The sequence below is a fragment of the Novosphingobium sp. HII-3 genome (assembly GCF_002916655.1).
Lineage (GTDB): Bacteria > Pseudomonadota > Alphaproteobacteria > Sphingomonadales > Sphingomonadaceae > Novosphingobium > Novosphingobium panipatense.
This window is the reverse complement of sequence record NZ_PPSM01000047.1, coordinates 43,306-55,263: the sequence shown is the minus strand read 5'-3', so window position 1 is coordinate 55,263 and position 11,958 is coordinate 43,306. Positions and strand designations below refer to the sequence as shown.

The window sequence follows — 11,958 nt, the reverse complement described above, 5'->3', positions numbered from 1 at the left end:
CACCGGGTGCCGGTCTAACGGCCGAAGTCCGTCTCATGCTCGACCACAGTGGCGATGCGGAAGGATGATCGGTCGAACAGGTTCGCCTCGTCCGCGACAATGTCGTCCGGCATCAGGCTCTTGGTCATGTACCCCAGCGTGGCGCGGTAGATCGCCTCGTCATCGAACCACAATTCGGTGATCACGTCCGGTCCGTCCGTAAAGGTGCCGGTCTCCGGGTGCGGCTGCGGATCCACGTAGCGGCGGATGTACCGGGTGACGCCCTGGGAATACTTCTCCGCAAGGGGCGCGTGCCGTGTCTCGTAGTAATCGCGGAACGCTTCGACCGTCAGGTCGGGCCGGCGCTTCATGAACAGCAGGATCTTGTATGCCATTGCCTTGCCTCTCCTTGTTATCGGAAAAGGCACGTATCACGGCAGAGCCGCCGTCGCCCGCCGCCCCGGCGATCCATCACTCGCGATCGAGGTACTTGACCTCAAGGAAGCGGCCCCGCGTGGCCAGTGCGTCGATGTCGTTCCGGGACAGATCCTCGCTCATCGCCTCGATCTGGTCGGAGATGACGCAAAGGCCGTCTACAAGCTGCTCCGACGGGCTGCTCCCCCCCGGTCCGGCCTTGCTGCGCAGCTGCGGCGGAATGCGGGTGTAGCTGTTGACCATCTCAGGCAGATGCTCCGCCAGAAGCTTGCGCACTTCGCGGGCTGCGGGCCCGCGTTCGTCCAGCACGGCGAGCTGCGGCGCCATCTGTTCCAGTCGGACGCCGATCATGTCGATCGCGTCGACCGCCGCGTTCGGCAGCGCCTTGCGCTTGCCTTCGAGCCAAAGCTCGGTCGAACCGGCGAGTTCCGCCAGACTGGCGGAGCTCAGGTCCTCGACGTGCGTGCGCGGTGTGGCCGGGTAGATGGAGAGGACCAGGAATACGCCCAACCCCAGCAGCACCGTCAGCAACGAGGCCATGAAGGACACGCCGCCCAGAGCCAGCGCGACAACGAGGCCGGCGATGTAGATGCCGGCCATCGCCAGGAACGCACGGCGCAACCGGCGCATGCGAAAGCGCCACTGCTCCTTGCGGGCGTTGTAGAGCCGGGCGGCACGCTGCCTTCGGGCAGCACGCACGATTTCCTGTGATACGCGTGCGGGAACCTGAGCCATCGTCGCTTAGTCCAGCGCCTCCAGCAGGGTCCGCGCCGCCGCATCGTCCCCGGCAGCCAGCCCTTCCGACTGCCCCTGAGCGCGAGCGATATAGGCCTTGGACTTGCCGATCTCGCTCTCCAGCGAGGTCACGGTCTGCTTCATGGAATCCAGCGCCTTCAGCTTGAAGGTGTCGATCGAATCCATCGTGTCGTAGATGTTCTGGAACGCGCGGCTCAGCGTTTCGAGGGGGATCGTGGAGTTCGCCGCCTGTTCATGGATGCGGGCGGTGTTGTCCTTGAGCATCTGGCCCGTACCGTCGATGATGTTGGCCGTGGTCGTGTTCAGCGCGGTGATCTGGTCGAGCACGAGCTTCTGGTTCGCCATGGCCTGCGCCACCGTGACCGCCGTGCGCAGTGCGCCGACCGTCGTGGTCGAGGCGCGGTCGACGCCCTTCACCAGTTCGACGTTGTTCTTCTTGACGAGGTCGAGCGCGAGGTAGCCCTGGACCGACACTGCCATCTGGGTCAGCAGGTCCTGCGTGCGCTGGCGAACGTAGAAAAGCGCCGATTCCCGCAGCGCCTTGGCTTTCGCCGGATCGGTATGATCGAGATCGTTCGCCTTCTGCTCCAGCGCCTCGTCCAGCGTGCGCGCCATGTAGATCATCTGCTCGAGCTTGCCCATGGCCGCCCATAGCTTCTGACGTTCCACGTCGATGGCGGCGTTGTCCATCAGCAGTTCGTCCTTGCCGCCCTGCAGGCGGGCGAGAATGGCGCTGATGTGGCCCTGCGCGCTCTGGTAGCCGTCGAAATAGTTGCGCAGCTTGGAGCCGAACGGGATCACGCCAAACAGCTTGCGCGGGGCAAGCAGGTTGCCCTTCCGGCTGGGATCGAGATCCTCCACCGTGCGGCGCAGTTCGGCCAGATCGGCCCCGACGCCAGCCTCTTTGTCCATCGCGCGCACCGGGCGGTCCAGGAAGCGGTTGGAGTGGCTGGACGCGTCGGAGATCTCCTTGCGACCCATGTTGGTGATCTGGTCCACGCGGCGCCCGAACTCGGGCGAGGCGGCGTCCTGCGAGACGAGATCATCCACGAACTCGTCGACCCGAACCTGCAGCTTCGACTTTGCCTCATCCCCGATGGCGACCAGCCCGGCGGCCCGCTCCGGCTGGATGGTGGGAACAGGGTCCGGCGGCGTGAGCTTCAGTTCCCCTGCAGTGTCGGTGGCAGTGGTTGCCATTGTGCGCGAAATCCTCGTGAAAACCCGGTTGCGTGCAAACCTATGGTCGGGCCTGCCCGACTGCAAGGATAACCGGAGGCGACTGCCCCTCAGTCCTCGACGAACGGCCGATCGGGATCGACCATGAGCATCGAATCGTCGCGGGCCACCACCCCCAGCGCCAGCCCGGCGGCGGCAGCCCGGCGCACCGCGAGATCGCTGGGCGCCGAGATCGTCACCAGCAGCGGACAGCCCGCACGCACCGTCTTCTCCACCAGCTCGTAGGAACAGCGCGAGGTCATCACGATGAAACCGGTGGTCGGCGAAATGCCCTGCCGCGCCAGCGCGCCGACCAGCTTGTCCAGCGCGTTGTGACGCCCCACGTCCTCCCGCAGGGCAAGCACCCGCCCTTGCTCGTCGCAGAAGGCTGCCGCGTGAGTCGCCCGTGTCCGCTGGCCCAGCACCTGTCCTTCACGCATCGCTTCAAGGCCGCGGCGGATCGCCTGCGGCGTCGCGGAGGAGGCACGCACCACCGGCGGCAACGGACGCAGCGCCGCTTCCACCCCCTCGATCCCGCAGATGCCGCAGGAACTGTCCCCCACCCGCCGGCGTGCCCGCTCCAGAATCGGCCCAAGACGCTCTCCCGGCAGGTTCACGCGTGCCACGTAGCCGGTTCCCCACTGCTCCCCCGATGTCGCGTGGACCGCCACGTCCCCAACCTCGTCCGGCAGAGCGAGGCCTTCCGCCATGAGGAAACCCGTGACGAAATCCTCAATCTCGATCGGGGTCGCCATCATGACGGCGTAGGCGATGCCGTTCGTTTCGATCGCGATCGGCGCCTCGGCCGGGATGGCGACGGATCCGGCTTCGGCCGGTCGGCCGTCGTACGTATCGCGCCACGTGTTGATCGCGATGGCTCCAGGCATTTCCAAGGTTCGACGCTCCTGTCGGCTGGTTTTCGTGCGCGGCGGTTGCCCAATCCGGAAACTCGGTGCCGGACCCGTTCGACAACCCTTGAAACGGTCGGGAGACCGAAATGGGCGCATCCTGTCGCATGGATACAAAACGCCCGACAACATTGCAGTAGAGGCACAAACCCGCGATTTTAGTATCCAACATCACCCCGCGCATCGCCCTCCCGTTACGCCCCGGCGATGGCGCCGCAAGCCAAATGCCAAGCGCGCAACCCGAATTGGCTTGCGACCTCGTAGCGGATTCCTCTAATGGGCGCCCTTCGTACCGGCTCCGGCGCTTTTAAAACGAGCGATCCGGGTCGCGGCCGGACGTGATCGGGATGCGCCGAACAGGGCAGAAGGCCGTCTCGAAAGCTCTTTTTCTGCAGGATTGGTACGAAACCGAAATGAGTTGGCTCAGCAAGGTCCGCAATTCCATATCGAGCCTCGCAAAGCGCGATACGCCCGATAACCTCTGGATGAAGTGCCCGAGCTGTGGCGAGATGCTGTTCGCCAAGGACTTCGAGGCCAATCTCTCGGTGTGCCCGAACTGCCAGCATCACGGTCGCATCCGGACGAAGACCCGCTTCGACCTGTTGCTGGATGACGGTTACTCGGTGCTGCCTACGCCCAAGGTGCCGGAAAATCCGCTGAATTTCCGCGACACCAAGAAATACCCCGACCGTCTCAAGGCCGCTCGCGCCGCCAACCCCTATCCCGACGCGCTGACCAATGCGGCGGGCACGATCGACGGCCGCAAGGCCGTGCTGGGCGTGCAGGACTTCGCCTTCATGGGCGGCTCGATGGGCATGGCGGTCGGCGAAGCCTTCGTGGCCGGTGTCGAGAAGGCGGTCGCGGACAACTGCGCCTACATCATCTGCACCGCAGCCGGCGGCGCCCGCATGCAGGAGGGCATCCTCTCTCTGATGCAGATGCCCAAGACGACAGTCGCCACGCGCCGTCTCGCTGCCGCGGGGCTGCCTTACATCGTCGTCCTGACTGACCCGACCACCGGCGGCGTCACGGCCAGCTACGCCATGCTGGGCGACGTCCAGATCGCCGAACCCGGCGCGCTCATCGGCTTCGCCGGCCAGCGCGTGATCCAGGACACGATCCGAGAAAAACTCCCCGACGGCTTCCAGCGCGCCGAGTACCTCCATGCGCACGGCATGGTGGACATGGTGGTCCATCGCAAGGACCTCAAAGGCACGCTGGCAACGCTGCTCGGATACCTTGAACGAAAGGAAGTCGCGTGAATATCGATAGCGCCCTGGTTCGCGAACTCGCCGAACTGCTGGCCGAGACCGGCCTGTCCGAGATCGAGGTCGAGGAAGGCGACACCAAGATCCGCGTATCGCGCCAGCTGGTGCAGCAGATGGCGGCAACCGTCGCCCCGGCCTATGCGCCTGCGGCCGCACCGGCTCCGGTCGCCGCAGCAGCTCCGGTCGAAGCGGCACCCGCCGCAGCGCCGGTCGATGCCGTGAAGTCGCCGATGGTCGGCACCGTCTACCTCGCCCCCGAGCCCGGCGCCGCCGACTTCATCTCGGTCGGCAAGACCGTCAAGGCCGGCGACGTGCTCCTCATCGTCGAGGCCATGAAGGTCATGAACCAGATCGTCGCGCCCAAGGCCGGCACGATCACCCAGATCCTCGTCGACAACCAGCAGCCGGTCGAATTCGACCAGCCGCTCGTCGTGATCGCCTGAGGTCGGTACGTTCATGGCCATCAAGCGCCTCCTGATTGCCAACCGCGGCGAGATCGCGCTGCGCATCCACCGCGCCGCGCGCGAGATGGGCATCGAGACCGTCGCCGTCCACTCGACCGCTGACGCGGACGCCATGCACGTGCGCCTTGCCGACCATGCCGTCTGCATCGGGCCGCCGGCAGCGAAGGACAGCTACCTCAACGTAGCCGCCATCATCTCGGCCGCCGAAATCACGCACGCCGACGCGATCCATCCCGGCTACGGCTTCCTCTCGGAGAACGCCCGCTTTGCGGAGATCGTCGAGGCGCATGGCCTGAAGTGGGTCGGGCCCAAGCCCGAGCACATCCGCACCATGGGGGACAAGGTTGAGGCCAAGCGCACCGCCGGTGCCCTCGGCCTCCCGCTCGTCCCCGGCTCGGACGGTGCCATCGAGGACTTCGACGAGGCACGGGCCCTGGCGGAGACGATCGGCTACCCCGTCATCATCAAGGCGGCTTCGGGCGGCGGTGGGCGCGGCATGAAGGTCGTGAACAACGCCGAGGAACTGGAAAGCCAGATGGGCCAGGCCCGCTCGGAAGCCAAGGCGGCTTTCGGCGACGCCACGGTCTACATGGAAAAGTACCTCGGCAACCCCCGGCACATCGAATTCCAGGTGTTCGGCGACGGCAAGGGCAACGCCGTCCACCTCGGTGAGCGCGACTGCTCGCTGCAGCGCCGGCACCAGAAGGTGCTTGAGGAAGCCCCTTCGCCAGTCATCACGCCTGAAGAGCGCGACCGGATGGGCGGCATCGTTTCGAAGGCCATGGCGGACATGGGCTATCGCGGCGCCGGCACTATCGAGTTCCTTTGGGAAAACGGCGAGTTCTACTTCATCGAGATGAACACCCGCCTTCAGGTGGAACATCCGGTGACGGAAGCGATCACCGGCGTCGACCTGGTGCGCGAACAGATCCGCATCGCGGACGGGCAGGATCTGGCGTTCACGCAGGACCAGATCGAGTTCAAGGGCCATGCCATCGAGTGCCGCATCAACGCGGAGGATCCCTGGACTTTCGCACCGTCTCCCGGCGAAGTGAAGGGCTACCACGCGGCGGGCGGCATGAACGTGCGCGTCGATAGCGGCCTGTACGCGGGCTACCGCATTCCGCCGTACTACGATTCGATGATCGGCAAGCTGATCGTCTCGGGCCGCAGCCGCAACGGCGCCATCATGCGCCTGAAGCGCGCCCTGGAGGAGATGGTGATCGACGGCGTTAAGACCTCGATCCCGCTGCACCAGGCGCTGCTCGAAGACCCCGAGTTCAAGAGCGGGGACTACACGATCAAGTGGCTGGAGGAGTGGCTCGCCAAGCGCGTGAGCTGACGAGACGGCGCGAAGGCGGACCCAGGTCCGCCCTCGCGGCACCTGTGGAATAAAGGCATAGTGGTATCGGCGGGTGCGCCGACGACACGGACTGGATGAGCATGATTTCGTTCCTGGATTTCGAAAAGCCGATCGCCGAGCTGGAAGCGCGCATCGCTGAACTGCGCGCCACCGCCGACGGCAGCGATCTCGACATCGATGGCGAGATTGGCCGGCTCGAAAAGAAGAGCGCTGCCATGCTGGCCGCCACTTATGCCAAGCTGACGCCCTGGCAGAAGACGCAGGTGGCCCGTCATCCGCAGCGCCCGCACTTCCTGGACTACATCCGCCTGGCTTTTACGGACTTCGTACCCCTTGCGGGCGACCGCACCTATGGCGAGGACGCCGCGATCATCGGCGGCTTCGCCACGCTGGACGGCCGCAAGGTCATGGTCATGGGCCATGAGAAGGGCCACGATACGCCGAGCCGCATCAAGCACAACTTCGGCTCCGCTAAGCCCGAAGGGTATCGCAAGGCCATCCGCCTCATGGAGATGGCCAGCAAGTTCGGCCTGCCCGTGGTGACGCTGGTCGATACCGCAGGCGCGTTCCCGGGCGTCGAAGCCGAGGAGCGCGGCCAGGCCGAAGCCATAGCCCGTTCCACCGAGGCGTGCCTCGCCCTCGGCGTACCGATGGTGTCCGCGATCGTCGGCGAAGGCGGTTCGGGCGGCGCGATCGCCATTGCTGCCGCCAACACGGTCCTGATGCTCGAACATTCGGTCTATTCGGTGATCTCGCCGGAAGGCGCCTCGTCGATCCTCTGGCGCACGGCCGACAAGGCCGCGGACGCGGCGACGGCGATGAAGGTAACGGCGCAGGATCTCCTCGCCCTCAACGTCATCGAGAGCATCGTACCCGAACCCAACGGCGGCGCGCACCGCGATCCGGCCGCAACCGCGCGCACCCTTGCGGAAGCCATCGGCCGGGAGCTGGATGCGCTGTCCGGACGGTCCGCAGCCGAGCTCGTTCGCCAGCGCGAAGAGCGGTTCCTGGCGATCGGCTCCCTCTGACCGGCGCGGCCCCCGGGAGATACTCCCGGGGCTTGTGCCGGCAGAGCGACAGCCCCTCCGGCCTGCCGGCTGCGTTTAACGGCTCCGCCCTTTGCGCTTGCAGGAACCGAAGATGCCCTTCCTGCGATTGCTCTTGAACCGGACTGCGGATATCCGCCCCGCTTTCCCTAAATCGACGGACAGGATTCGCGCCGCATGAGCCAGACAGCCGAGCCCGAACTGCACTACCTCGAGTTCTACGAAGACTTCCTTGCGAAGGTGCGCCTGCTTTCACGAAAGATCAGCGGCGGTGACTGGCAGCCCGAGTTCATCATCGGCGTGGGCCGTGGCGGCCTCGTTCCAGCGGTCTTCATCTCGCACCAGCTTGAACTTCCGATGCTTTCGATCGACCACTCGGCCAAGGTCCCGGGCTTTGCCGACGAACTGCTGCGCAAGGTCGCGGGAATGAGCGCGGAAGGACGGCGCCTGCTCTTCGTCGATGACATCAACGACAGCGGCGGCACCATCGAATATATCCGCAACCTGCTCGGCAACAGCGGGTGCGAGCCCGGCAACCTGCGCTTCGCCGTGCTGATCAACAACACGCGCTCCAAAGCCGTCGCCGAACTCTATGTGGACGAGATCGACCGCGATCAGGACAAGCGCTGGTTCGTCTTCCCGTGGGAAGCGGTTGGCACCAAAGATGCCATCGTCGACGAGGCGCGCTCGGTCCCCGAACGCCTGGGGTGAACGTCATACATCCCTGGCCAGCGCAGCTGGCCCGGGGATGCACGATTGCTGACCTACCCTGCCGCGTAGGCCTCAAGCCGCGCCACATGGCGAGCTACTGCCTCACGCGGCAGGAATGAGCCGGTGAAGCTGTTGCGCGCCAGCGTCACCAGATCCTCCCTCGACAGCCCTCGCGCCTTCGCGATGGCCCGATAATTGTCCGCGACATAGCCACCGAAGTACGCCGGATCGTCCGAATTGACCGTTGCCCTGAGGCCCAGCGCCAGCATCCGGTCGAGCGGGTGGTCCGCCAGATCCTCCACGACGCAGAGCTTTAGATTGGACAGAGGGCACACCGTCAGCGTCATGCCTTCGGACAGGAGGCGTGCGACCAGCGCCTCGTCTTCCAGCGCGCGGTTGCCGTGATCGAGCCGTTCCACCTTCAAAAGATCAAGCGCCTCCTGAACGTATTCCGGCGGGCCTTCCTCTCCGGCATGAGCCGTGATGCGCAAGCCCTTCTCTCGAGCTGCCGCGAAGACGCGGGCGAACTTGGAGGGCGGATGCCCAACCTCGGAGCTGTCGAGGCCGACAGCGGCTATACGGTCCAGCCAGGGCTCAGCCATCTCCAGCGTGGCAAAGGCGGCCTCTTCGCTCAGGTGGCGCAGGAACGAGAGGATCAGGCTGGACGTGATGCCAAACTGGGCCTCGGCGGCGCGCATTCCCGACAGCAGACCTTCGATCACCTCCGCAAAGGGGATCCCGCGATCGGTGTGCGTCTGCGGATCGAACATGAGTTCGGCATGAACCACGCCGTCCCGCGCCGCCCGTGTGAAGTAGGCCATGGCAAGGTCGTGGAAGTCGGCTCGCGTGCGCAGGACATCGGCCCCGGCGTAGTAGATGTCGAGGAAGTCCTGCAGGTTCGAGAAAGCGTAAGCCGCCCGGACTTCCTCCACTGAAGCGAAGGGTATGGCCACGGCGTTGCGCCGGGCCAGCTCGAACATCAGCTCGGGCTCCAGGCTGCCTTCGATGTGGAGATGAAGTTCGGCCTTGGGCAGGCCTTCTATGAAGGTGTCAAAATCGGTCATGGTGTCCTTTTCCACGCACAGCGGCCCATGACTTACGTTCGGGCGATGGCGCGTTCATCGCCGAGGATCTGGAGCGCAAAGAGCCTTGTGGCAAGGTCTGCGTTGGCCGTCCGGCGTGCGAGCAGAGGCGTCGCGGCGCAATCCAGCACAACGAAGTCCGCCTCCTGCCCGGGCTGCAGACTCCCGACCCTGTCGCCGATCCGCAGCAGACCCGCGCTACCGGCGGTGGCGAGGTAAAGCGCGCGGAACGGGTCGAGCCGGTCCTCCCGCGCCAGAGCCGCCTGGTAAGCCAGCCCTGCCGTTTGCAGCATGGAGAACGACGTCCCCGCTCCGATATCCGTTCCCAGCCCCAGCCGCAGGCCATGCCGATCGGCCTGTCCGAAATCGAAATGCCCTGAGCCAAGGAACAGATTGGACGACGGGCACACCGCCACGCCGGCGCCGCTCGATCGCAGCCGCGAGCAGGCCCTGTCGGACAGGTGGACACCGTGCGCGAACACCGAACGCGCCGTGACCAGGCCGAACCGGTCATAGACATCCAGATAATCCGTGCTGTCAGGGAAGCGAGCGGCCACCGCCGCGATCTCGTGGATGTTCTCCGACAGGTGCGTATGCATCAGCACCTCGGGATACTCGGAAAGAAGCGCGCCCGCATCGGCCAGCTGCGCATCGCTCGAGGCGAGCGCGAAGCGGGGCGTCACCGCGTAGCCGAGGCGCCCCCGTCCCCGCCAGCGTCGGATCAGCGCCGCCGTGGCAACACGCCCGCTGGCAAGCGTGTCGGCAAGCCCCTCCGGGCCACGATCCATGAGCACCTTGCCCGAGACGATACGCATGTCCCGCTCAAGCGCCGCCTCGAACAGCGCGTCAACCGAGGCCTCGTGAACCGTGGGATAGACCAGCGCGCTTGTTGTGCCGTTGCGCAGCAGTTCGTCCAGGAAGAACGCCGCCACTTCGGCGGCATGGTCCTTGTCGGCGAACGCTTTTTCCGCCGGAAAGATGTGCGTGTCGAGCCAGTCCAGGAGCTGCTCGCCGTAGGAGGCGATACAGTCCGTCTGCGGGTAATGAACGTGTGCGTCTATGAAGCCGGGCACCACAAGACCCGGCAGCTTCTCCACGGCAACGCCGGGAAACGATCGCAGGGTTGTCTCGTAGGCTCCCCGCGCCACGACGCGGCCATCTTCCACCACCAGCAACCCGTCAGGTTCGTGACACACCGCGTCGGGTGCATCGCGAGGATCCTGCGGCACGGATAGCAACTCGCCTCGAAACGCCCGCAAGGTCATCGATGGCTACCGCATCTGAGCATCAGGCGCTGCCCATCCAGACGAAGCGGAAGATGAAAAGCAGCGCCAGCAACAGCAGGAACCCGTCCTTGCGCGTGATCGTGCCGCGCGCGATCTTCAGCGCCGCGTGCGCCGTGATGCCGAACGCGAGGCCGTTGGCGATCGAGAAGGTCAAGGGGATCATCGCCACCGTGAGGTATGCAGGGATCGCCGCGAGGGGATCCTCCCACTTCACTTCGGTGAGCGGCAAAAGCATGAGGCCGCCCACGATGATCAGCGCCGGGGCGGTCGCCGAAAGCGGGATCACCTGCGCATAGGGTGCCACGAACATCATCGCCAGGAAGAGCGCGCCGGTCACCACTGCGGTTAGGCCCGTACGCCCGCCCGCCTGCACGCCCGCAGCGCTTTCCACATAGCTGGTCACCGTGCTCGTACCGGCCATCGAACCGACGATCGTTGCGGTCGCATCGGTGACGAGAATGCGGTTGAGGCGCGGGATCCGCCCTTCCGCGTCGATCAGACCCGCCCTCTTGGTGACGGCAACGAGCGTACCGATGTTGTCGAACAGGTCCACGAACAGGAAGACGAAGAGGATCTCCAGCAGCCCCAGACCGTGCCTGCCGGAAAGGCCAAGGACACCGCCGATATCCAGCTGGAACGCCGTTCCCGTCATGGCTTCCAGCGAATAGGGTTCAGGATTGATGGTGACCATTCCGGCGAGCCATCCAACCACCGTGGTCGTGACGATGCCAATCAGCATCGCGCCGCGCACGTTCCACACGCTGAGCGCGCCGATGACCACAAGCCCCAGGATCGCAAGCGCCGCCCCTGGCGACCTGAGATCGCCGAGCGCCACGAAGGTTGCGGGGTTGGAAACGACTATCCCTGCGTCCTTGAAGCCGATGAAACCGATGAACAGTCCTATGCCCCCTGCCACCGCTGCAAAGAGGTATTGCGGAATGGAGTTGACGATCAGCTGCCGTACCCCGGTCAGGGTCAGCACCAGGAAGGCCACGCCGGAGATGAACACGCAGCCGAGTGCGACCTGCCATGGCACGCCCATCTGCTGGACGACCGTAAAACTGAAGTAGGCGTTGAGCCCCATGCCGGGCGCCAGGGCGAGCGGCGTGTTGGCGACAAGGCCCATGAGGATCGAGGCGAAGGCGGCCGCGAAACACGTCGCCGCCGCTACCGCTGCCACGGGCATCCCCGCACTCCCAAGGATCGCGGGATTGACCAGAACGATATAGGCCATGGTCAGGAATGTCGTCACCCCGGCCAGGACTTCGGTGCGCGCGCTCGTCCCCCGCTCCGTCAAGGCGAAGCGGCGATCGAGCCAGCCGTTCGCCGCCGTTGCTGGTGCATAACCCCTGGTTAAACCGTCCGTCACGTGTTCGCCCCCTGCAGCGTGGAGATCCAGTTCCTCCTGCCCTCATCGCCCCTGAAGGGAAAGTGGCAGGCGGCGC

At 65.4% G+C, this 11,958-nt stretch carries 12 protein-coding genes; 5 read left to right on the top strand and 7 right to left on the bottom strand.

Going from position 1 to position 11,958, the window contains the following annotated elements:
* Window positions 1–14 precede the first annotated feature (14 nt).
* The 4 genes from C2R25_RS15415 to fdhD all read right to left on the bottom strand — a co-directional run bounded on the left by C2R25_RS15415 (window position 15) and on the right by fdhD (window position 3,272).
* Complete coding sequence (locus C2R25_RS15415; RefSeq protein WP_103730047.1) at window positions 15–374, bottom strand: EthD domain-containing protein; 360 nt, start codon at window positions 372–374, stop codon at window positions 15–17.
* Window positions 375–450: 76 nt separating this feature from the next.
* Window positions 451–1,149 (bottom strand): hypothetical protein, encoded by a 699-nt coding sequence (locus tag C2R25_RS15410; protein WP_103730046.1) that lies wholly within the window; start codon window positions 1,147–1,149, stop codon window positions 451–453.
* Between the two features lie 6 nt (window positions 1,150–1,155).
* A complete protein-coding gene (locus tag C2R25_RS15405) occupies window positions 1,156–2,367 on the bottom strand; it encodes a toxic anion resistance protein (protein WP_103730045.1) in 1,212 nt (403 codons plus the stop codon).
* A gap of 89 nt (window positions 2,368–2,456) precedes the next feature.
* The gene (gene fdhD, locus C2R25_RS15400; protein ID WP_103730044.1) at window positions 2,457–3,272 is read right to left on the bottom strand and encodes a formate dehydrogenase accessory sulfurtransferase FdhD; all 816 of its coding nucleotides are present in this window, start codon (window positions 3,270–3,272) and stop codon (window positions 2,457–2,459) included.
* A gap of 434 nt (window positions 3,273–3,706) precedes the next feature.
* On the opposite strand from fdhD, the gene accD reads away from it, so the two are divergent.
* The 5 genes from accD to C2R25_RS15375 all read left to right on the top strand — a co-directional run bounded on the left by accD (window position 3,707) and on the right by C2R25_RS15375 (window position 8,145).
* A complete protein-coding gene (accD, locus tag C2R25_RS15395; RefSeq protein WP_103730168.1) occupies window positions 3,707–4,555 on the top strand; it encodes an acetyl-CoA carboxylase, carboxyltransferase subunit beta in 849 nt (282 codons plus the stop codon).
* Entirely contained in the window at window positions 4,552–5,004 is a 453-nt protein-coding gene (gene accB, locus C2R25_RS15390) for an acetyl-CoA carboxylase biotin carboxyl carrier protein (RefSeq protein WP_103730043.1), read from the top strand. The genes accD and accB overlap by 4 nt, the downstream gene beginning before the upstream one ends.
* A 13-nt stretch (window positions 5,005–5,017) precedes the next feature.
* Window positions 5,018–6,367: an acetyl-CoA carboxylase biotin carboxylase subunit gene (gene accC, locus C2R25_RS15385; RefSeq protein WP_103730042.1), complete on the top strand. Its 1,350-nt coding sequence runs from the start codon at window positions 5,018–5,020 to the stop codon at window positions 6,365–6,367.
* Between the two features lie 101 nt (window positions 6,368–6,468).
* Window positions 6,469–7,416: an acetyl-CoA carboxylase carboxyltransferase subunit alpha gene (locus tag C2R25_RS15380; protein WP_103730167.1), complete on the top strand. Its 948-nt coding sequence runs from the start codon at window positions 6,469–6,471 to the stop codon at window positions 7,414–7,416.
* Between the two features lie 195 nt (window positions 7,417–7,611).
* Window positions 7,612–8,145, top strand: coding sequence for a phosphoribosyltransferase (locus tag C2R25_RS15375; protein WP_103730041.1), 534 nt, complete (start codon window positions 7,612–7,614; stop codon window positions 8,143–8,145).
* A 53-nt stretch (window positions 8,146–8,198) separates the two neighbouring features.
* Here C2R25_RS15375 and C2R25_RS15370 read toward each other — a convergent pair whose 3' ends face one another.
* From C2R25_RS15370 to C2R25_RS15360, 3 genes are read right to left on the bottom strand one after another with little or no spacing between them, the layout of a single operon-like run.
* Window positions 8,199–9,209 (bottom strand): adenosine deaminase, encoded by a 1,011-nt coding sequence (locus tag C2R25_RS15370; RefSeq protein ID WP_103730040.1) that lies wholly within the window; start codon window positions 9,207–9,209, stop codon window positions 8,199–8,201.
* 32 nt (window positions 9,210–9,241) lie between these two features.
* A complete protein-coding gene (gene guaD, locus C2R25_RS15365) occupies window positions 9,242–10,492 on the bottom strand; it encodes a guanine deaminase (protein ID WP_103730039.1) in 1,251 nt (416 codons plus the stop codon).
* A gap of 22 nt (window positions 10,493–10,514) precedes the next feature.
* Window positions 10,515–11,882 carry an NCS2 family permease gene (locus C2R25_RS15360; protein ID WP_103730038.1) on the bottom strand — a complete coding sequence of 456 codons (1,368 nt, stop codon included), beginning with the start codon at window positions 11,880–11,882 and terminating at the stop codon, window positions 10,515–10,517.
* Window positions 11,883–11,958: the final 76 nt, after the last annotated feature.